The organism is Pseudomonas sp. 13159349, from assembly GCF_013305685.1.
Lineage (GTDB): Bacteria > Pseudomonadota > Gammaproteobacteria > Pseudomonadales > Pseudomonadaceae > Aquipseudomonas > Aquipseudomonas asiatica.
In genome coordinates this window covers 5,538,846-5,558,912 of record NZ_CP045553.1, presented here as the reverse complement: position 1 = coordinate 5,558,912, position 20,067 = coordinate 5,538,846, and the positions used below count along the sequence as shown (strand labels likewise).

Sequence of the window (20,067 nt, the reverse complement as noted above, 5' to 3'; positions counted from 1 at the left end):
CTGCCTTGCCGGCGATAGAGTCAGTGCGGGCAGCGCATCAACTGCCGGCAAACCCATTCTGCCGCCACGCCTCATACACCGTCACAGCCACGGTATTGGACAGATTCAGGCTGCGGCACCCGGGCCGCATGGGCAGGCGCAGGCGTTGTTCGGCCGGCAGGCTGTCCAGTACTTCGGCCGGCAGGCCGCGGCTTTCTGGCCCGAACAGGAAGGCATCACCCGGCTGGTAAGCCACTTCGTGGAACGGGTGCGAGCCCTTGGTGGTGAAGGCGAACAGCCGTGGGTTGCCCAGGCTTTCCAGGCATCCGGCCAGGCTCTCGTGGCGCTTGAGCGTGGCATACTCGTGGTAATCCAGCCCCGCGCGCCGCAGGCGCTTGTCGTCCAGTTCGAAGCTGATGGGCTCGATCAGGTGCAGGTCGCAGCCGCTGTTGGCGCAGAGGCGAATGATGTTGCCGGTATTCGGCGGAATTTCTGGTTGAAAAAGGATGACGTGAAACATGCACGGCTCCAAGCGTGAAGATGACGGGCATTCTACCCCCGAACCGGACGTGCGTTCGAAGGCGTTCCCGCGGGTGATGCTGTCGCTGGCGATCGTCGGCTTGATGGTAGGGCTGATGATCGGCCGCCTGACTACACCCGACGAGCGCGAGTTGCAGCAGGTGGAGGTGGTGCAGGATGGCCTGGAGCTGTGGTTCAACGAAGAGCCTCAGCTGCATGGCGAGAATGTGGACGGTACGGTAGCACTGTTGTTCCAGGCCCAAGGCAAGGCCCGGCAAGGGCAACTGAGCCTGCAGGGCAAGCCTGTGAGTTGGCGGGTGCAGAATAGCAAGGAAGGGCTGTTGCTGACGGTGGTGGCTGCGCGCCCCCTGCACGGCGAGTGGGCCGGTGCAGAGGACGCTGGGCGCTGGCGGTTGCAGGTGAAACTGCACGAATAAAAGAGGGGATATCCCGGCCTGCCTGTACCAGGGTCCCCGAAAGGGGTACTGCGTATAAAGGGGGGATGGCCCGGCCTGCCTGTACCGAGGTCCCCAAAACTGGCGATGTTGCGAATAAAAGAGGGGTTCACCCGGCCTGCCTGTACCAGGGCCCCCGAAACTGGATATGTATTGTTTATTGCAGGGGGCGTGCCAGTTTTGAAAAGCCCGTGAATCTGGGCTTTCAGGGTGAATTGGCCGTTTTTTGAGGGGATTTGTGCCTTAGTGAGGTGCATCGGGCACAGGATCGGTGCATCGAAGGGCTGAAATGTTTGGGGCCGCTTTGCGGCCCATCGCGACACAAGGCCGCTCCTACAGGGGATCGCATTCTCCTGTAGGAGCGGCCTTGTGTCGCGATGGGCTGCGCAGCAGCCCCAGAGAACTATGGGTTTACCTGGAACTCAGTGCTCGTCACCTTCCTCATCATCGCCCCCCGCCACATTCATCCCCAGTTCCTTGATCTTGCGCGTCAGGGTGTTGCGTCCCCAACCCAGCAACAGTGCCGCATCGCGCCGACGGCCAGCCGTGTGCTTGAGGGCTGTCTCGATCATGATCCGCTCGAAGCTCGGCACTGCGCTGTCCAGCAGGCTGGTCTGCCCACGCGCCAACGCCTGGTCGGCCCACTGGCGCAGGGCCTGCTCCCAGTTGGTTACCGGTGCGGCGTCCTGTGGCAGGTTCAGCAGCTCCGGCGGCAGGTCGCCGATCAGCACTTCGCGGCTGGAGGCCATCACGGTGATCCAGCGGCAGGTGTTCTCCATCTGCCGTACGTTGCCCGGCCACGGCAGATTGCGAATGAATTCCTCGGTTTCCGGCTTGAGGATCTTCGGCTCGACCGCCAGTTCCTGGGCGGCGCGGGCGAGGAAGTGGCGGGCGAGGGCAGGGATATCTTCGCGGCGGTCGGCCAGCCGCGGAATGTGGATGCGGATCACGTTCAGGCGGTGGAACAAGTCCTCGCGGAACTTGCCGGCCTGCACCAGCGACTCCAGGTTCTGGTGAGTGGCGGCGATGATGCGCACATCGACCTTGACCGGTACGTGGCCGCCCACGCGATAGAACTCGCCATCGGCCAGCACTCGCAGCAGGCGGGTCTGTGTGTCGGCGGGCATGTCGCCGATCTCGTCGAGGAACAGGGTGCCGCCGTCGGCCTGCTCGAAGCGCCCTCGGCGCAGGTTGGCGGCGCCGGTGAAGGCGCCCTTTTCATGGCCGAACAGCTCGGACTCCATCAGGTCCTTGGGGATGGCCGCCATGTTCAGGGCGATGAACGGTGAGGCCGCACGCGGGCTGTGGCGGTGCAGGGCGTGGGCCACCAGCTCCTTGCCGGTACCGGACTCACCGTTGATCAGCACGGTGATGTTGGAGTGGCTGAGGCGGCCGATGGCGCGGAACACCTCCTGCATTGCCGGTGCTTCACCGATGATTTCCGGGGTGCGCGCCAGACTCTGCGGCACATCCAGCCCTTGTTGCTCCTGGGCGTGCTGGTTGGCGCGCTTGACCAGCGAGACCGCCTCGTCCACATCGAATGGCTTGGGCAGGTACTCGAATGCACCGCCCTGGTACGACGCAACGGCGCTGTCCAGGTCGGAGTGGGCGGTCATGATGATGACCGGCAGGCGCGGGTGCTGCTCACGGATCTGTGCCAGCAGGTCGAGGCCGCTGGTGCCCGGCATGCGGATGTCGGAAATGATCACGTCAGGTTGCTGGCGTGCCAGGCGGCCCATGACGCCATCGGCGCTATCGAAGCTCTGGGTGGTCATGCCTTCCTGTTGCAGGGCTTTTTCCAGGACCCAGCGGATGGAGCGATCATCGTCGACGATCCATACGGTTTCACTTCGGCTCATGAGGCGGTGGCTCCTTGTTCCAGGGGCAGGTAGATCGAGAATGCGGTGTGGCCTGCATGGCTTTCACACTCGATCAGGCCCTGGTGCTGGCTGATGATGTTCTGGGTAATGGCCAGGCCCAGCCCGGTACCGTCCGGGCGACCGCTGACCATGGGATAGAAAAGGGTGTCCTGCAGTTCCGGCGGGATGCCCGGGCCGTTGTCGATGATCTCCACCCTCGCCACAAGGCGATGGCGCACATGGCCGATGGTGAACTGGCGCAGGGCACGGCTGCGCAGGGTGATGCGGCCCAGGCGCAGTTCGTTCTGCGAACTGATCGCCTGCATGGCATTGCGCACGATGTTGAGCACGGCCTGGATCATCTGCTCGCGGTCGACCAATACGTCAGGCAGGCTGGGGTCATAATCGCGCACCAAAGTGATGCAACCCTGGCTTTCGGCCTCGACCAGGCTGCAGACCCGCTCAAGCACTTCGTGGATGTTGGTCATGGCCAGCGACGGCAGCTTGTTCGAGCCGAGCATGCGGTCGACCAGGTTACGCAGGCGATCGGCTTCCTCGATGATCACGTCGGTGTAGTCGCGCAGGCCTTCTTCAGGCAGCTCGCGAGCCAGCAGCTGAGCTGCGCCGCGAATGCCGCCGAGGGGGTTCTTGATTTCATGGGCCAGGCCGCGTACCAGCATCTTTGTGGTTTCCTGCTTGCTCAGCTGGGCCTCTTCCTTGGTGATGCGCAGCAGCCGGTCGCGCGGGTGCACCTCGAGCAGCAGCAGGGTCTGGCCCTGGTGCAGGATCGGCGTAACCGCGTAGTCGACGGTGATGGTCTGCCCGGTCAGCGAGGTGAGCTGCGCTTCGCGCTTGGTGAACGGATGCGCCTGCTCGACCGCCTGGCGCAGCGAGCTGAGCGCTTCGGTCGACTCGGTGAACAGCTCGCTGATGAACTGCCCATGGCTGCGCTGGCCACTCACTGCCAGAAGCATTTCCGCGGCCGGGTTCATGTACTCCAGGCGCAGCTCGGCGTTGAGCAGCAGCGTGGCGGTGGTCAGGTTGTCCAGAAGTAGACGGTGCTGGGCATCGCTGATGGTCATAGGGCGTCGTCGACCTCTTTTGGCGCGTGTCGGGCATGGGCGCGGCCATGGTCGGGCGCGCGGTGGATCCGCTGATTCCAGTCTTTGGGCAAAAAATGCAAGAACCAAACCAAGGCTCCGAAAAGAAGCGGAATTTGCCGATAAAGCCCTGGAAACGGGAAAATTCGCACCAGAATGAACTGATTAAACGGTTCATGTGATCGCTTTTGGGGTGCATTCGGGGGCGTTAGTCCACAGCGCGCACCAATATGGAGCATAGGTGGTTTCAGGGTTTATCGCACAGTTGGCGGGCATTCGGCTTCTGGCGTTGAAAACGCAAGGTCTTCATTGCTTGCGTGGAACACCATGACAGTGGCGGGCTGCCCAGTGGTGTGCCCGCGGTGCACTTCCCCTTGAAGTTCGGCCAGCGTCTGGCCTGCAACCAGGCTTGTCCGCTTGCCGTCGCGGGTTTCCACCTCGAGTCGTCCCTCGGTCAGATAGCCTAGATTGAGCGCCTGGTGACAGTGCCAGCCAAGGGTGGTGTGGGCGGGAATGCTGACTTTCACAAGCGACAGCACTGGTCGTCCTTCGGGGTAATCGAGATAGGGAGTACCGTCCCAACTGCCGGTGGCGCGGTGAAGCACCTGTGACGTTGCCTGGCCTGGCGCGGTGCCATTGCTGGCGCAGCCGGTGAGGAGGGCGGATACGGTAATCATTGCAGGTAGAAGTTTGCGCATGGCGTGATGTCCTTTGACTGAAGGGACGCCTACCCTGCGTGCTGAGGGGGGCGGCGAAATGTCAGCGGCATCTGCCGGTTCTGTATGAAATCGAGGACGCAGCCACGGAAACGAAAACGGCCTCCCGAAGGAGGCCGTTCGTGATCATGTCATCGGCGCGAGGCGCCGATCAGATCAGCAGCTGTAGTACAGCTCGTATTCCAGCGGGTGAACGAAGGTGCGGACCTTGATTTCTTCTTCGCTCTTCAGCTCGATGAAGGCATCGATGAAGTCGTCGGAGAACACGCCGCCCTTGGTCAGGAACGCACGGCCCTTGTCCAGCTCTTCCAGAGCTTCCTTCAGGCTGCCGCAAACCTGCGGAATGTCCTTGGCCTCTTCAGGCGGCAGGTCGTACAGGTTCTTGTCGGCAGCATCGCCTGGGTGGATCTTGTTCTGGATACCGTCCAGGCCGGCCATCAGCAGGGCCGCGAAGGCCAGGTATGGGTTGGCCGATGGGTCCGGGAAGCGAGCTTCGATACGGCGGGCTTTCGGGCTGCCGACGTAAGGAATACGGATCGAGGCGGAACGGTTGCGAGCCGAGTAGGCCAGCATTACCGGGGCTTCGAAGCCTGGGACCAGACGCTTGTAGGAGTTGGTCGACGGGTTGGTGAAGCCGTTCAGGGCCTTACCGTGCTTGATGATACCGCCGATGAAGTACAGGGCGGTGTCGGACAGGCCGGCATAGCCTTCACCCGAGAAGGTGTTCTTGCCGTCTTTCCAGATCGACATGTGCACGTGCATGCCCGAGCCGTTGTCGCCGTACAGTGGCTTCGGCATGAAGGTAGCGGTGCGGCCGTAGGCGTCGGCAACGTTGTGCACGACGTACTTCAGCGCCTGTACTTCGTCAGCCTTCTTCACCAGGGTGTTGAACTTGACGCCGATTTCGTTCTGGCCGGCAGTCGCCACTTCGTGGTGGTGAACTTCGACGGTCTGGCCCATTTCTTCCAGTGCGTTGCACATGGCAGTACGGATTTCGTGGTCGTGGTCGAACGGCGGAACCGGGAAGTAGCCGCCCTTCACGCCTGGACGGTGGCCTTTGTTGCCGCCTTCCACGTCAGCGCCGGTCATCCACGAGCCTTGCTCGGAGAAGATCTTGAACATCGAGCCGGAGATGTCCGACTGGAACTTCACTTCGTCGAAAATGAAGAACTCTGGCTCCGGGCCTGCGAATACGGTGTCACCGATGCCGGTGCTCTTCAGGTACTCTTCGGCGCGCTTGGCGATGGCGCGAGGGTCACGATCGTAGCCCTGCATGCTCGACGGGTCGACGATGTCGCAGGTGATGATCAGGGTCGGCTCTTCGGTGAACGGGTCCAGTACGGCAGTTTCGTCGACCGGCATCAGGATCATGTCGGAGGCTTCGATGCCTTTCCAGCCAGCGATGGAGGAACCGTCGAACATCTTGCCGACTTCGAAGAAGTCGTCTTCCAGTGCATCACGCGCCGGCATGGTCACGTGGTGCTGAGTGCCTTTGGTGTCCGTGAAACGCAGATCAATCCACTTGACGTCATGATCTTTGATGAGTTGAACCGACTTCGACATGTTGTCCTCCGGATGGTCTAGAGCGCGGTGGGCCGCTGCCCTGGAAAAAGGGTGTTGCCGGGCGCGGATAGTCGGCCAAGCTTACCTGCCTCACAAGGGAGCAAATTGCATGCCAGTGCCCGAAAATGGCGAGGGCGGGATAAAAGGGGGCGTTTGCGGGCATCTGGGGGTGGGTTGCTGGGGAGAAGTGCACTCTTAAGATGCGAATTTTGGTAGCGGTGCACCAATAGTGTGCATTGCTTGAGTTGTGTGCTTTCTTTGAGGGCCTCATCGCCGGCAACCAGCTCCCACAGGTAGGGCGCAGGTCTTGAGAACTGTGGATAGCCTGTGGGAGCTGGCTTGCCGGCGATGAGGCCGGTGCAGGCAATATAAATCCGACCTTCTGTACAAAAGTTGGTCAAATCCTGAGCAATTTCCGCTATAATTCGCGCCCCTCATTTTCGGCAGGCCCTGCGCGCGCTGTTAACCAATGAAACTTATCGTCAAAGTCTTCCCAGAAATCACCATCAAGAGCCGGCCGGTGCGCAAGCGCTTCATCCGCCAGCTCGGCAAGAACATCCGCAACGTGCTCAAGGACCTCGATCCTGAGCTCGTGGTCGATGGTGTCTGGGACAATCTCGAAGTGGTCACCCGCGTCGAAGACGAAAAGGTCCAGCGCGAGATGATCGAGCGCCTCACCTGCACCCCGGGTATCACCCACTTCCTGCAGGTAGAGGAATACCCGCTCGGCGACTTCGATGACATCGTCGCCAAGTGCAAGCAGCACTTCGGCCACCTGCTGGCCGGCAAGCACTTCGCCGTGCGCTGCAAGCGCGGTGGTCACCACGACTTCACCTCTATGGACGTCGACCGTTACGTCGGCAGCCAGCTGCGCCAGCAGTGCGGCGCCGCCGGCATCGAGCTGAAGAACCCGGAAGTGCTGGTGCGCATCGAAATCCGCGACCAGCGCCTGTACGTGATCCATAACCAGCACCAGGGCATCGGCGGCTACCCGCTGGGCGCCCTGGAGCAGACACTGGTACTGATGTCCGGTGGCTTCGACTCGACCGTGGCGGCTTATCAGATGATGCGCCGCGGCCTGATGACCCACTTCTGCTTCTTCAACCTCGGTGGCCGTGCCCACGAGCTGGGCGTGATGGAAGTGGCTCACTACCTGTGGAAGAAGTTCGGCAGCAGCCAGCGCGTGCTGTTCATCAGCGTGCCGTTCGAGGAAGTGGTCGGCGAGATTCTGAACAAGGTCGACAACAGCTACATGGGCGTGACCCTCAAACGCATGATGCTGCGTGGTGCCGCGCACATGGCCGACCGCCTGGAGATCGATGCCCTGGTCACCGGCGAAGCGATTTCCCAGGTGTCCAGCCAGACCTTGCCGAACCTGTCGATCATCGACTCGGCCACCGACAAGCTGGTGCTGCGCCCCCTGCTGGCCAGCCACAAGCAGGACATCATCGACCAGGCCTACGCGATCGGCACTGCCGACTTCGCCAAGCACATGCCAGAATACTGCGGCGTGATCTCGGTAAACCCGACCACTCACGCCAAGCGCCACCGCATGGAGCATGAAGAGAAGCAGTTCGACATGGCCGTGCTGGAGCGCGCCCTGGAACGCGCCCGGTTGATCTCCATCGACCATGTGATCGACGAACTGGGCAAGGACATCGAAATTGAGGAAGTGACCGAGGCGCTGCCCGGCCAGATCGTTATCGACATTCGTCACCCCGATGCCCAGGAAGACGAACCTCTGGTGCTGGACGGTATCGAAGTCCAGGCCATGCCGTTCTATGCCATCAACAGCAAGTTCAAGCAGCTGGATGCCAACCGCCAGTACTTGCTGTATTGCGACAAAGGTGTGATGAGCCGTCTGCACGCACACCACCTGCTCAGTGAGGGACATGCCAATGTGCGTGTTTATCGTCCGGCATAAGACGCCAGGGCTGTATGGCGGCAGCATCCGCCATCGCCCTCCCGACCACCGGGCCCGCTGAGCCTCAAACCATACATATTCGCCGCCTACACTGGCGGCAACCGAATCCTCTGATCGAGATACAGTTGTGATCGAAAATCTGCGTAACATCGCCATCATCGCCCACGTTGACCATGGTAAAACCACCCTGGTCGACAAACTCCTGCGCCAGTCCGGCACCCTGGAGCGTAACGAGCTCAACGACGAGCGCGTGATGGACTCCAACGACCAGGAAAAAGAGCGCGGCATTACCATCCTGGCGAAAAACACCGCCATCAACTGGAACGGCTACCACATCAACATCGTCGACACCCCCGGCCACGCCGACTTCGGTGGCGAGGTTGAGCGTGTAATGTCGATGGTCGACTCCGTGCTGCTGCTGGTCGATGCCCAGGACGGCCCGATGCCGCAAACCCGCTTCGTGACCAAGAAGGCTTTCGAAGCTGGCCTGAAGCCGATCGTCGTGATCAACAAGGTTGACCGCCCGGGCGCGCGTCCTGACTGGGTTCTGGACCAGATCTTTGACCTGTTCGACAACCTCGGTGCCACCGATGATCAGCTGGACTTCCAGGTTGTCTACGCTTCGGCCCTGAACGGCATCGCCGGTCTGGACCACACCGACATGGCCGAAGACATGACCCCGCTGTACCAGTCGATCGTCGACAACGTACCGGCGCCGAACGTTGACGTCGATGGCCCGTTCCAGATGCAGATCTCCGCTCTGGACTACAACAGCTTCCTCGGTGTTATCGGCGTTGGCCGTATCGCCCGTGGTCGTATCAAGCCGAACACCCCGGTTGTTGCCATCGACACCGAAGGCAAGAAGCGTAACGGCCGTATCCTCAAGCTGATGGGCCACCACGGCCTGCACCGCGTCGACGTTGAAGAAGCCCAGGCTGGCGACATCGTCTGCATCAGCGGTTTCGACGAGCTGTTCATCTCCGACACCCTGTGCGACATGAACCACGTCGAGGCGATGAAGCCACTGACCGTTGACGAGCCGACCGTTTCGATGACCTTCCAGGTCAACGACTCGCCGTTCTGCGGCAAGGAAGGCAAGTTCGTCACCAGCCGTAACATCAAGGAACGTCTGGACAAAGAGCTGCTGTACAACGTTGCACTGCGCGTTGAAGAAGGCGACTCGGCTGACAAGTTCAAGGTTTCCGGCCGTGGTGAGCTGCACCTGTCGGTTCTGATCGAAACCATGCGTCGTGAAGGCTTCGAGATGGCTGTAGGCCGCCCTGAAGTGATCATCCGCGAAGTCAACGGCGTGAAGCAGGAGCCGTTCGAGAACGTCACCATCGACATCCCTGAAGAATCCCAGGGCAAGGTCATGGAAGAAATGGGCCTGCGTAAGGGCGACCTGACCAACATGGCGCCGGATGGCAAAGGCCGTGTACGTCTGGAGTACAACGTACCTGCTCGTGGTCTGATCGGTTTCCGTAACCAGTTCCTGACTCTGACCAACGGTGCCGGCATCCTGACCTCGATCTTCGATCGCTACGACACCATGAAAGCCGGCCAGATGTCCGGTCGTCTGAACGGTGTACTGGTTTCGATCGAGACCGGCAAGGCGCTGACCTACTCGCTGGAAACCCTGCAGGCTCGCGGCAAGCTGTTCATCGAGCACGGCCAGGACATCTACAACGGTCAGATCATCGGCCTGAACAGCCGTGACAACGACCTGGGCGTGAACCCGACCAAAGGCAAGAAGCTCGACAACATGCGTGCTTCGGGCAAAGACGAAGTCATCGCCCTGGTGCCGCCGGTTCGCCACACCCTGGAACAGGCCCTGGAATTCATCCAGGACGACGAGCTGTGCGAAGTGACTCCGAAGTCGATCCGCCTGCGCAAGAAGATCCTGGACGAAGGCGAGCGTACCCGCGCTGCCAAGAAAGCCAAGGCTTGATCGTCTAGCTTGAGCTGAAACGAAAACGCCCCCGGTCGAAAGGCCGGGGGCGTTTTTTTATGTCCAATTCTGAGTGAAGCCAAGGGCAGTGGCTGCCTGCGGTCTCTCACGCACACGTGCCTTTATCGATGGTAAATGCTTGGGGCAGACAGGACTTCAGGTTGGTGTCAGTCTGAAAAAAGTTTGTTTGAGGTAAAGAAAATGGGAGCTCGGTATGGCGACTAAATCTTTTATCACATCAAGGCTATGGTAAAGGTCACCGGCTGAGCGGCTGTTTCCCTGTGTGAGAATATCTATAGGTGTTTTAACTTTCAGTCTCCAATCGCTATGTTGAGATCAGGAGATTGAAGTAATGGTAGGTTTGACTGCTTGTAAAAATATCTGTGTGATTGATGATGGAATAACGGACGAAGAGCACACGAAAATATTGAGGCTCCTAACTGGCTCGCTCTGGCGTTATGGCTGGCCCTATCCTTATGCTCCCCTTGATCGTCCATGTTGGCACAGTTTTATCGCCGGTACTCGCAGAAATGAATTGGAAGACTGTGAGCAAGAACTACGAGAGCGACTGGACTGGGCTTTTCTGGCGAATATCTGGACACGTATCAAGGCTGCGCATATGCCTTCGGCGACCCTGTTAGGGGTATACGCCAATGGTCAAACAAGCAGCCAGGATGGTCCTATTCATCGTGACAATACAGCCGAGGCGCCAGGGAAAACTGTAATGCTGTTTTGCAGCGAGTACTGGGCCACCTGCTGGGGTGGTGAGCTTGTATTCTACGACGCTGACAAAGAAAGTATTGTGCTGTCGGTACAGCCTAAGCCGAGGCGGGTTGTAATCTTCAATGGGGAAGTGCCGCATGGTGCTCGGGCGCCTGGTGTGAGTTGTAATCGGCTGCGTATGAGCATCGCCTTCAAGACATTGATCAGGGAGTAGCGAAAGATGATCAAAACACTTGAGATTATCTTGGGCTACGTTGAAAAACCGGTAGCGGTGGGTGCGGCAGCTACTTCCCTGACGGATCAGTACAATAGCGACAAGTCAGGGTTCGTTCTAGTGAATCAGAGTGCCCAAACCGGAGCTGCAGTCGCCGGGATCACGTCAATAGTAAAGCTGACTGCGGGTTTTACACCCTTCCTCAATATCAAGGTGAATACGCTTGCTGCGACTACAGTATTTCTAAAAATTACTGCTCAGTACAAGACCGACCAGAAATTTGAAAAAGGTGATGTCCTGAGCCTGGTTGGAAATGTTGCGGGGATTGTCGGCAGTATAAGCTTGCTTGCTGGGGCTGGCACTCCCGCAGTTATTTTCACTGCTGTGGGCGTTGGGGCTAATGCCTTGGGGATACTCAATTCCGATGCGGCAACAAATTTGTATCATTCTTTTATCGCACCTGTAGTGCAAAAACATTTCGTTGCAAATACAAATGCCACCTACCCTGATTACTGGGTAGCGCCGGACTTGGCCCTTGCATCGCTCGCCCAAATCAGCGCAATCTATGCGGGCCGAGTTGCGGTAACCCAGTGGAACCCGGATACGCAAGGCGTGCTGCTTGGAAGCGACCTTTCTCACCTGTACGGAATATCTGGCGGCGGCGGGGGTGGCTATATTGAGCCGGACTTCGGTGGCGGGCCTATGGTATTCCCATTGCCGGAACTCCCCAGGTGGAATATTGATATAGGTCCTATAGAGATCATCCCGCCTGGCGGGGGCGTAGGTGGAGTTGATAGGTATCATTAAAGATTTTTAGGTGATTTTCCTATTTAAAATAGCAGGAGGGGCGTGTGCAGTCATTTTCTGGATTCATAAAGTTGCTCAGAGTGTCCCCTCCTTTAAAGCGAGCTCAATTGCTTGCGATTGTCGTGATTACGATGCTTGCAGGTGTTGCGCTTTATTTCAGTCAGCTGGAAGTATATAAGGCCCCTGATTTGTCTAGGCTACTAGTTATCGAGGGGCGAGTATCCGGTTATCCAGACGTTTGGGAGCATAACCGTTCGCTAGTACATTTTGGCGTAGCATATAAGCTTGATGGAAGGCGGGAGGGTAAACGTGTTTATACTTACCGGAAGTTGTATGAGGCATCGGGGCTTCGTATCAATGCGAAGGTTATTCTTACAGTGGAACGTGGGGATGATGGTAGCACCGTGCGTGAACTCGCCACGTTGGACGGGCAAATACTCTACGACGATCGTCTCAATCAACAGGTCGTGGTTTGGAACAATGAATCGATAATGTCCACGGTCGTGTTGGGTACCTTGGCATCAATAGTGACCGCCATAGCCGCGATCGTTATGGTTGTACTTCATCTGCGCGACCTTGCTCGGCAGGGTTGATATAGAAATAGAGCTATTCCCATTTTGCTCGTTCGAGTCAAAACGCCCTCGCACGCATCGCCGGGGGCGTTTTTGTTTGTATGACGCAGGTTTTTTGTAGGTGATATCTCAAGCTGATGTAGGTTGCATCCTTCACGGCCTTTTGCGACTTGTGCGCGCTTGTTGTGATGCCTAGCGTGAAGTGCTTTCTCGAAGCCGGAAGCATGCACATGAATTACCGTTTAGCGCTGGCCATCCCCTGCCTGATGGCAGGCTTGCAGGCTTGCACCATGCAGGATTGTGCCAGCCTGCGTCCGCAGGATGTTGTCCAGTGCCATATTGGCAAGGTGCGTCAGGCACCCTTGGAAGCCGTATTGCTCGAGCAAGCCTCCGAGCCTGGGTATGCGTTCCGTCGCTTGCAGATGGTTTCGCAGGTTTGGGAACCAGCGCCGGTGGTTGAGCCGCGCCGCTGGGAGCATGATGTCGAGCTGCATATCCCGCACAATGCCGTGCCCGGCAAAGCCTTGCTGGTGGTGAACAACGGTGTACGGTTCGGACCGGCGCAAACCCCGGACTATACCCGCGAGGCATTGCGCGAGGTCGCCCTCAAGGCACGGATGGCCGTGGTCATGATCAGCGATGTGCCCAATCAGTACGTGACCTTCAACGATAACGAGAAGCCCTTGCGCGAGGATGACGCCGTGGCCCATACCTGGGCTCATGCGCTTCGCGGCGCCGCGCCGGAATTGCCACTGCACGTGCCGATGGCCGCGGCGGCAAGCCGGGCGATGGATCTGGCCGAGCAAGAGCTGGCAGGGCAAGGGCTCACGGTGGACCGCTTCATTATCACGGGTGCCTCCAAGCGCGGCTGGAGCGCATGGCTCACGGCATTGGCCGATGAGCGGGTGATGGCCATCGTGCCCAGTGTGATCGACGTCGCGGATACTTCGGACATGCTGGCCGGATTGCGCAAGCGTTATGGTGGTCACTGGCCCTTGGCGCTGGGTTCCTACCAGCAGGCTGGTGTCCTGCAACAGCTGGGCACCCCGGCATTCGAGCGGCTGATGGCGATGATGGACCCGATGCAGTACCTGAACGAGAAAAGGCAGCGTCTGGCCATTCCCAAGTACCTGGTGTCCGCCAGTGGTGACGATTTCTTCGTCCCTGACCCGGTCACCGATTATCAGCAGCGCCTGCCGGGCCAGACCAGCCTCAGGGTATTGCCGAACTCCGACCATGGCGGGGTGCGTCAAGCGGTAGTCAGTACCTTGGTACCTGCGGTGTCGCGCTTGCGCGATGGGGCCCCTCTGCCAAGCGTGCAGGTGTCGCCGAACGGGCAAGGCGGGCAGATGACCGTCGAATTCTCCGAGCCGCCAGTGGCGGTTAAGGTCTGGACGGCGAGCAACAGCCAGGACCGTGACTTCCGCTATGCCTGTGGGGTGCGCTACCAGGCCGAGACACTCGCGCCTGTGCAGCAGTTTACCCTGCAACGCACGGCACCGGCGGCAGGCTGGCAGGCGCAGTTCGTCGAGGCGAAATTTGCTGACGGCTTCATCGCAACCAGCTCGGTCAGTGTGCTGCCGCGCACCTATCCTGAACATCCGCCGATGGACCAGGGTGGTTCGTGCAGAAGCTTCCCTGCAGGTGGGAGATGAAAGGTTGACCTAGCGCGAGGCCACCTTTGGCTTGTAAGCACAATAACCTGGCCGCGGCCCGACCTTGGGGTGGTTGCGGCAGGTATCCGGCCGCTTGTCATAAATGGTGCACAGCCGGCTTTTACGATCCAGATACAGGCAGTCATCATTGCTCATCCGGGTCAGGGTGAAGATCCCCGACTTCTGGTTGAAGCGTTCGATGATGCCGTCCTTCTGCAGGCGCTTGGCGATGTTCTTCGGCGGTTCGTCTTTCTCGAACTCGTCGACCACGCCGATACGGATCAGATCCTTGATCTTCACCTCCACCGGCAGGGTGCAGCAGGTCGAATGGCAGCCATGGCACATGTTGCTGGTGTAGCGCTGCCAGGTCTCCAGGCGGTCGACTTCGGCTGCGGCGATCAGGGTCGTTTTCATCTTTATGGGGTGTATCACGGTCTTGGGGCGCGCGATCATACCGGAATTGTTCAATTTATGAACAACCTTTTGCCGGAATCGCAAAGTGGGCATGAAAACTGCGAACGCTAACTGTCACTCCCTGTCGAAGGGTCTAGGCTCAACAGTCTCCCTCCGTTTTCGTCAACTTGCCCGAGGATGCCGCATGTCCCAGGAACCCAAAGCTCGTGACGCCGAGGTGGCCGAATTTCGCGCCGCTGTACTGGACAAGCTGACCTACGCGGTTGGCAAGGACCCAGAGCACGCCTTCGACCACGACTGGTTCGAGGCCATCGCCCTGGCCGCGCGCGATCACATGGTCGATCACTGGATGGACCACACCCGCCAGGCGTATCGCCGCAGCCAGAAGCGGGTCTATTACCTTTCTCTCGAATTCCTCATCGGCCGGCTGCTGTATGACAGCCTGAGCAACCTGGGCCTGCTCGACATTGCCCGCGACGCATTGGAAGGGCTGAACGTGGACCTGGAGCGCATTCGCCTGCTCGAGCCCGATGCCGCGCTGGGCAACGGTGGCCTGGGTCGCCTGGCAGCGTGCTTCATGGAGAGCATGTCGACCCTGGGCATCGCTGCTCACGGTTATGGCATCCGCTATGAGCACGGGCTGTTCCGTCAGGCCATGGTCGATGGCTGGCAGCAGGAGCAGACCGAGAACTGGCTCGACTTCGGCAACCCCTGGGAGTTCGAGCGCGCCGAGGTGATCTACCCCATCAGCTTTGGCGGCAGCGTCGAAACGGTGCACGACACCCACGGCCAGCAGCGTCAGGTGTGGTGGCCGGGCGAGACCGTGCGGGCGGTGGCCTACGATACCCCGGTGGTCGGTTGGCGCGGGGCCAGCGTCAATACCCTGCGCCTGTGGCGTGCGCGGGCGCTGGAAGAGCTGCACCTGGAACGCTTCAATGCCGGCGACCACCTGGGCGCGGTGGCCGAGGTGGCACGGGCCGAAAGCATTTCGCGGGTGCTGTACCCGGCCGACAGCACCGAGGCGGGCCAGGAACTGCGCCTGCGCCAGGAATACTTCTTCGTCTCGGCTTCGTTGCAGGACCTGCTGCGCCGCCATCTGAACATGCACGACAACCTGCTCAACCTGCCGGATGCGGCGGCCATCCAGCTCAACGACACCCACCCGTCGATCGCCGTGGCCGAGCTGATGCGCCTGCTGGTCGACCAGCATGAGATCCCTTGGGATACCGCCTGGGAGTTGACCGTCGGCACCCTGGCCTACACCAACCACACCTTGCTGCCCGAAGCCCTGGAAACCTGGCCCGTTGCGCTGATGGAACGCATGCTGCCGCGGCACATGCAGATCATCTACCTGATCAACGCCTACCACATCGACGCGCTGCGGGCGAAAGGCCTGCACGACTTCGACGTGTTGCGGGCTGTGTCGTTGATCGAGGAAGACAATGGCCGCCGGGTGCGCATGGGCAACCTGGCGTTCCTCGGCTCGCACAGCGTCAACGGTGTGTCGGCGCTGCACAGCAAGCTGATGAAAAGCACGGTGTTCGCCGAGCTGCACAAGCTCTACCCGCAACGGATCAACAACAAGACTAACGGCATTACCTTCCGCCGCTGGCTGTACCAGTCCAACCCGCAGCTGACCGCGATGCTGATCGAGGCGCTGGGCCCTGATCTGCTGGACGACCCCGAAGGACGCCTGGCCAATCTGGTACCGTTCGCCGACAAGAGCGGTTTCCGCAAGCAGTTCGCCGCGCAGCGCCTGCACAGCAAGCGTGCCCTGGCCAGCATCATCCAGGACCGCCTGGGCGTTACGGTGAACCCCGAGGCGTTGTTCGACGTGCAGGTCAAGCGCATCCACGAATACAAGCGCCAGTTGCTCAACCTGCTGCACACCGTGGCGTTGTACCAGGCCATGCGCAACGACCCCGGTACCGACTGGGTGCCGCGGGTGAAGATCTTCGCCGGCAAGGCCGCGGCCAGCTATCACCAGGCTAAGCTGATCATCAAGCTGGCCAACGACATCGCCCGGGTGGTGAACAACGACCCCACCGTGCGCGGCCTGCTGAAGGTGGTGTTCCTGCCCAACTACAACGTCAGTCTGGCTGAAAGCATCATCCCGGCGGCGGACCTTTCCGAGCAGATCTCCACCGCCGGTTACGAAGCGTCCGGCACCAGCAACATGAAGTTCGGCCTGAACGGTGCCCTGACCATCGGCACCCTGGATGGTGCCAACGTCGAGATGAGCGAGCAGGTGGGTACCGAAAACATGTTCATATTCGGCCTTACTGCGCAGCAGGTGGAGGCCAGGCGGCGCGACGGTGACTTTGGCGCCAGTGCGGCGATTGCCACGTCCAGCCGCCTGAACGATGTGTTGCAGGCTGTTCGCAGCGGGGTGTTCTCACCGGACGACCCGTCGCGCTACAGCGCGCTGATCGACGGGCTGGTAGCTCATGACCGTTTCCTGGTGTGTGCCGATTTCGATGCCTACTGGGATGCCCAGCGACGGGTCGAGGAGCTGTGGCACACGCCGCAGGAATGGTGGCGCATGGCGGTGCTGAATACCGCGCGGATGGGCTGGTTCTCCTCGGACCGGACCATTCGGGAATATGCCAGCGAGATCTGGAAGGCTCTGGATTAAGGTAAGCCTGTGCCGGCCTCTTCGCGGGCGTACCCGCGAATGGGCCCACAACCAGACCACCGGCCTGGCGCGCGCTGAACTACCAACCTATTGTGCCGTCTGAGAGCCGTGGCGAGTCTCATCACTCGCTAGCCCGCAACTCTCCCTGTAAACTGCGGGGGTTTTTATCCCCAATCCTTTCGGAGCCATACATGTCCCGCGTTACCCTTAGTCGCTATCTGATTGAGCAGACCCGCAGCAACAATACCCCTGCCGATCTGCGCTTCCTGATCGAAGTGGTGGCGCGTGCGTGCAAGGAAATCAGCCATCACGTTTCCAAAGGCGCCCTCGGTGGCGTGCTGGGCAGCATGGGCACTGAAAACGTGCAGGGCGAAGTCCAGAAGAAACTGGACGTGATTTCCAACGATATCCTGCTGGAAGCCAACGAGTGGGGCGGCCACCTGGCCGGCATGGCTTCCGAAGAAATGGACAACGCCTACCAGATCCCGGGCAAGTACCCGAAAGGCGCCTACCTGCTGGTATTCGACCCGCTGGATGGCTCGTCCAACATCGACGTCAACGTTTCGGTCGGCACTATCTTCTCGGTACTGCGTTGCCCTAACGAATACCTGAGCCAGAACGAAACCCTGAACGAAAAAGCCTTCCTGCAACCAGGCACACAGCAGGTTGCCGCCGGTTACGCCATCTACGGCCCGCAGACCATGCTGATCCTGACCCTGGGCAACGGCGTCAAGGGCTTCACCCTGGACCGCGAACTGGGCAGCTTCGTCCTCACCCACGAAAACATCCGCGTGCCGGAAACTACCGCAGAATTCGCCATCAACATGTCCAACCAGCGCCACTGGGAAGCCCCGGTTCAGCGTTACGTGGGGGAACTGCTGGCAGGCGAGACCGGCCCGCTGAAGAAAAACTACAACATGCGCTGGATCGCCTCGATGGTGGCCGACGTACACCGCATCCTGACCCGTGGCGGCCTGTTCATGTACCCACGTGACGCCCGCGAACCGAGCAAGCCGGGCAAGCTGCGCCTGATGTACGAAGCCAACCCGATGTCCTTCATCATCGAACAGGCCGGCGGCGCCTCCACCAACGGTTACGATCGCATCCTCGACATCCAGCCAGAAAGCCTGCACCAGCGTGTGTCGGTAATTCTCGGCTCGAAGGAAGAGGTAGAGCGCGTCACCGCCTACCACAAGGAGTAAGTCATGCTCGCACCTTGGCAGCCGTTGCTGGAGTGGTGGTTCGGTTGGGGCACCAGTCCCCAGGCCGTGGCTGACGAGAAGAGCACGCTGTGGTTCGGCAAGCATCATGACGCCGACGCCCATGCGCTGTTTGGCGATCTGGTCGAGCATGCCCTGGCGGGTGGGCTCGACGAGTGGCAGCAAAGCCCGCAGGGCTGGCTGGGCCTGCTGATCCTGCTGGACCAGCTGCCGCGCATGATCTACCGCGACACGCCGCGTGCCTTCGAGGGCGACCGGCGTGCTCAGGTGGTGGCGATGCAGGGTTTGCAGAAGAACTGGGATTACCAGCTGCTGCCGATACAGCGGGTGTTCGTGCTGCTGGTACTGGAACATGCCGAAGTGCTGGACTGGCAGAACCTGTGCGTCGAGCGCTACCAGGTGCTGCTGGACGAGCAGCCCGAAGCCAACCGCCGGTTGTTCGAAGGCTTCCTCGACTATGCCGAGCAGCACCAGCGGGTAATTGCCCGTTTCGGGCGCTTCCCGCACCGCAACCTGGTGCTGGAGCGGCCGAGTACCAGCGAAGAGATGGACTTTTTGCTGGAGCCTGGGTCCAGGTTCTGATTCCAGGGTTGGCGGGATCCTTGTAGGAGCAGCCTTGTGCTGCGAAGTGTCCCTCGCTGCCCATGCATCCCTGTTGGCCTCACCGGCCCTTTCGCAGCACAAGGCTGCTCCTACAGTACGTAGGGGCGGCCTTTTTGTTTGTGCGGGGTAATTCTTTGTGATTAATCGCACAGTAGTGGCCATCCGACCAATGGTGTAGGGGTAGAGGAGGGGGAGCAGGGAACCTGGGAGGGTTTTTACCGTCGAAGGTCACTGCAGGCCACTCGCCTGTATCCCCTCTCCAGGAGTGTCCTTCATGTCGTTGCGTTCCCTCGCCCTGTTGTCGCTGTGCGTCGTTCTGACTGCCTGCAGCAAGATCAATCAGGAAAACTATTCCAAGATCAAGGCCGGTATGAACAAGGCCGAGGTCGAGCAGCTGCTCGGCACGCCGACCGAGTGCTCTGGCGCGCTGGGCATGAGCAGCTGCACCTGGGGGGACGAGAAGAGCTTCATCAGTGTGCAGTACGCGGCTGACAAGGTGCTCATGTATTCAGGGCAGGGTCTCAAATGAGGCGCGTTTATCTGCTGATGGGGGTATGCCTGGCGTTGCTGCTGGGCGGTTGTGCCGGCTCCGTGCACGACCCGCTGGCGCCGAAAACCGCGGGCAACATCGACCTCAAGCGCTACCAGGGCAAGTGGTACGAACTGGCGCGCCTGCCAATGCGCTACCAGACCGGCTGTGAGCAGTCCGAAGCGCACTACAACCTCAGGCTCGATGGTAGCCTCGGCGTGCTCAACCGCTGCCGCACCATGGGTGACGAATGGCTGCGCGCCGAGGGGCATGCGAACATCCAGGAGCCAGGGCACACCGACAAGTTGTGGGTCGAGTTCGACAACTGGTTCACCAAGCTGGTGCCAGGGGTGGCGAGGGGCGAGTACTGGATCCTGTATGTGGATGATCGCTATCGCACGGCGGTGGTCGGCAGCCCGGACCGCAAGCACTTGTGGCTACTGTCGCGTACGCCGACGCTACCAGCCTGGGAGCGCGAGAACCTGATGTCCAAGGCCCGGCAGCAGGGTTATGACACCAGCCGGCTGATCTGGCGCGCGTCGGACCAGCAGATCGTCAAGATGCACTGAATTTCTGGGGGCTGCTTTGCAGCCCATCGCGACACAAGGCCGCTCCTACAGGGGAACGCACAT

18 protein-coding genes are annotated in these 20,067 nt (G+C 60.1%); 12 read left to right on the top strand and 6 right to left on the bottom strand.

What is annotated here, in order from left to right; translation table 11 throughout:
- Positions 1–37: 37 nt before the first annotated feature.
- Positions 38–499, bottom strand: coding sequence for a tRNA (uridine(34)/cytosine(34)/5-carboxymethylaminomethyluridine(34)-2'-O)-methyltransferase TrmL (trmL, locus tag GEV38_RS25525; protein ID WP_013974580.1), 462 nt, complete (start codon positions 497–499; stop codon positions 38–40).
- Here trmL and GEV38_RS25520 point away from each other — a divergent pair.
- Positions 498–935, top strand: coding sequence for a hypothetical protein (locus GEV38_RS25520; RefSeq protein WP_015272117.1), 438 nt, complete (start codon positions 498–500; stop codon positions 933–935). The two genes, trmL and GEV38_RS25520, sit on opposite strands and share 2 nt — an antisense overlap.
- 440 nt (positions 936–1,375) lie before the next feature.
- On the opposite strand, the gene ntrC is transcribed toward GEV38_RS25520, so the two are convergent.
- The 4 genes from ntrC to glnA all read right to left on the bottom strand — a co-directional run bounded on the left by ntrC (position 1,376) and on the right by glnA (position 6,191).
- On the bottom strand, positions 1,376–2,812 hold the full coding sequence (gene ntrC / locus GEV38_RS25515) for a nitrogen regulation protein NR(I) (RefSeq protein WP_013974578.1): 1,437 nt from the start codon (positions 2,810–2,812) through the stop codon (positions 1,376–1,378).
- Entirely contained in the window at positions 2,809–3,894 is a 1,086-nt protein-coding gene (glnL, locus tag GEV38_RS25510; protein ID WP_054572193.1) for a nitrogen regulation protein NR(II), read from the bottom strand. Before glnL ends, ntrC begins: the two co-directional genes overlap by 4 nt.
- Before the next feature lie 272 nt (positions 3,895–4,166).
- Positions 4,167–4,610 (bottom strand): cupin domain-containing protein, encoded by a 444-nt coding sequence (locus GEV38_RS25505; protein ID WP_015272116.1) that lies wholly within the window; start codon positions 4,608–4,610, stop codon positions 4,167–4,169.
- 174 nt (positions 4,611–4,784) lie between these two features.
- Positions 4,785–6,191 (bottom strand): type I glutamate--ammonia ligase, encoded by a 1,407-nt coding sequence (gene glnA / locus GEV38_RS25500; protein WP_015272115.1) that lies wholly within the window; start codon positions 6,189–6,191, stop codon positions 4,785–4,787.
- Between the two features lie 469 nt (positions 6,192–6,660).
- On the opposite strand from glnA, the gene thiI reads away from it, so the two are divergent.
- From thiI to GEV38_RS25470, 6 genes are all read left to right on the top strand, one after another.
- Positions 6,661–8,115, top strand: coding sequence for a tRNA uracil 4-sulfurtransferase ThiI (thiI, locus tag GEV38_RS25495; RefSeq protein ID WP_013974574.1), 1,455 nt, complete (start codon positions 6,661–6,663; stop codon positions 8,113–8,115).
- 127 nt (positions 8,116–8,242) lie between these two features.
- Positions 8,243–10,063: a translational GTPase TypA gene (gene typA, locus GEV38_RS25490; protein ID WP_013974573.1), complete on the top strand. Its 1,821-nt coding sequence runs from the start codon at positions 8,243–8,245 to the stop codon at positions 10,061–10,063.
- Positions 10,064–10,415: 352 nt separating this feature from the next.
- Positions 10,416–11,000 (top strand): 2OG-Fe(II) oxygenase, encoded by a 585-nt coding sequence (locus GEV38_RS25485; protein WP_081013927.1) that lies wholly within the window; start codon positions 10,416–10,418, stop codon positions 10,998–11,000.
- A gap of 6 nt (positions 11,001–11,006) precedes the next feature.
- Complete coding sequence (locus tag GEV38_RS25480) at positions 11,007–11,807, top strand: hypothetical protein (protein ID WP_015272113.1); 801 nt, start codon at positions 11,007–11,009, stop codon at positions 11,805–11,807.
- Between the two features lie 44 nt (positions 11,808–11,851).
- Positions 11,852–12,400 carry a hypothetical protein gene (locus tag GEV38_RS25475; protein ID WP_015272112.1) on the top strand — a complete coding sequence of 183 codons (549 nt, stop codon included), beginning with the start codon at positions 11,852–11,854 and terminating at the stop codon, positions 12,398–12,400.
- Between the two features lie 209 nt (positions 12,401–12,609).
- On the top strand, positions 12,610–14,034 hold the full coding sequence (locus tag GEV38_RS25470) for a PhoPQ-activated pathogenicity-related family protein (protein ID WP_054572192.1): 1,425 nt from the start codon (positions 12,610–12,612) through the stop codon (positions 14,032–14,034).
- Between the two features lie 9 nt (positions 14,035–14,043).
- On the opposite strand, the gene GEV38_RS25465 is transcribed toward GEV38_RS25470, so the two are convergent.
- A complete protein-coding gene (locus GEV38_RS25465) occupies positions 14,044–14,448 on the bottom strand; it encodes a YkgJ family cysteine cluster protein (protein ID WP_046613485.1) in 405 nt (134 codons plus the stop codon).
- 184 nt (positions 14,449–14,632) lie between these two features.
- On the opposite strand from GEV38_RS25465, the gene GEV38_RS25460 reads away from it, so the two are divergent.
- The 5 genes from GEV38_RS25460 to GEV38_RS25440 all read left to right on the top strand — a co-directional run bounded on the left by GEV38_RS25460 (position 14,633) and on the right by GEV38_RS25440 (position 20,004).
- Positions 14,633–17,083: a glycogen/starch/alpha-glucan phosphorylase gene (locus tag GEV38_RS25460; RefSeq protein ID WP_054572191.1), complete on the top strand. Its 2,451-nt coding sequence runs from the start codon at positions 14,633–14,635 to the stop codon at positions 17,081–17,083.
- A 191-nt stretch (positions 17,084–17,274) separates the two neighbouring features.
- On the top strand, positions 17,275–18,285 hold the full coding sequence (locus tag GEV38_RS25455) for a class 1 fructose-bisphosphatase (protein ID WP_013974568.1): 1,011 nt from the start codon (positions 17,275–17,277) through the stop codon (positions 18,283–18,285).
- Positions 18,286–18,288: 3 nt separating this feature from the next.
- Positions 18,289–18,885, top strand: a complete 597-nt coding sequence (locus GEV38_RS25450; RefSeq protein WP_013974567.1) for a DUF924 family protein — start codon at positions 18,289–18,291, stop codon at positions 18,883–18,885.
- A gap of 295 nt (positions 18,886–19,180) precedes the next feature.
- Complete coding sequence (gene bamE, locus GEV38_RS25445; protein WP_003249234.1) at positions 19,181–19,435, top strand: outer membrane protein assembly factor BamE; 255 nt, start codon at positions 19,181–19,183, stop codon at positions 19,433–19,435.
- The gene (locus tag GEV38_RS25440) at positions 19,432–20,004 is read left to right on the top strand and encodes a lipocalin family protein (protein WP_003259870.1); all 573 of its coding nucleotides are present in this window, start codon (positions 19,432–19,434) and stop codon (positions 20,002–20,004) included. Before bamE ends, GEV38_RS25440 begins: the two co-directional genes overlap by 4 nt.
- The last annotated feature ends 63 nt before the right edge of the window (positions 20,005–20,067 follow it).

Bases quoted from the DNA above. Each gene is read 5' to 3' on its own strand.
- ntrC (WP_013974578.1), bottom strand. From the start codon at position 2,812: ATGAGCCGAAGTGAAACCGTATGGATCGTCGACGATGATCGCTCCATC.
- GEV38_RS25470 (WP_054572192.1), top strand. From the start codon at position 12,610: ATGAATTACCGTTTAGCGCTGGCCATCCCCTGCCTGATGGCAGGCTTG.
- trmL (WP_013974580.1), bottom strand. From the start codon at position 499: ATGTTTCACGTCATCCTTTTTCAACCAGAAATTCCGCCGAATACCGGC.
- GEV38_RS25455 (WP_013974568.1), top strand. From the start codon at position 17,275: ATGTCCCGCGTTACCCTTAGTCGCTATCTGATTGAGCAGACCCGCAGC.
- GEV38_RS25460 (WP_054572191.1), top strand. From the start codon at position 14,633: ATGTCCCAGGAACCCAAAGCTCGTGACGCCGAGGTGGCCGAATTTCGC.
- GEV38_RS25480 (WP_015272113.1), top strand. From the start codon at position 11,007: ATGATCAAAACACTTGAGATTATCTTGGGCTACGTTGAAAAACCGGTA.
- GEV38_RS25520 (WP_015272117.1), top strand. From the start codon at position 498: ATGCACGGCTCCAAGCGTGAAGATGACGGGCATTCTACCCCCGAACCG.
- GEV38_RS25440 (WP_003259870.1), top strand. From the start codon at position 19,432: ATGAGGCGCGTTTATCTGCTGATGGGGGTATGCCTGGCGTTGCTGCTG.
- GEV38_RS25505 (WP_015272116.1), bottom strand. From the start codon at position 4,610: ATGCGCAAACTTCTACCTGCAATGATTACCGTATCCGCCCTCCTCACC.
- GEV38_RS25465 (WP_046613485.1), bottom strand. From the start codon at position 14,448: ATGAAAACGACCCTGATCGCCGCAGCCGAAGTCGACCGCCTGGAGACC.
- bamE (WP_003249234.1), top strand. From the start codon at position 19,181: ATGTCGTTGCGTTCCCTCGCCCTGTTGTCGCTGTGCGTCGTTCTGACT.
- glnL (WP_054572193.1), bottom strand. From the start codon at position 3,894: ATGACCATCAGCGATGCCCAGCACCGTCTACTTCTGGACAACCTGACC.
- GEV38_RS25485 (WP_081013927.1), top strand. From the start codon at position 10,416: ATGGTAGGTTTGACTGCTTGTAAAAATATCTGTGTGATTGATGATGGA.
- GEV38_RS25450 (WP_013974567.1), top strand. From the start codon at position 18,289: ATGCTCGCACCTTGGCAGCCGTTGCTGGAGTGGTGGTTCGGTTGGGGC.
- thiI (WP_013974574.1), top strand. From the start codon at position 6,661: ATGAAACTTATCGTCAAAGTCTTCCCAGAAATCACCATCAAGAGCCGG.
- glnA (WP_015272115.1), bottom strand. From the start codon at position 6,191: ATGTCGAAGTCGGTTCAACTCATCAAAGATCATGACGTCAAGTGGATT.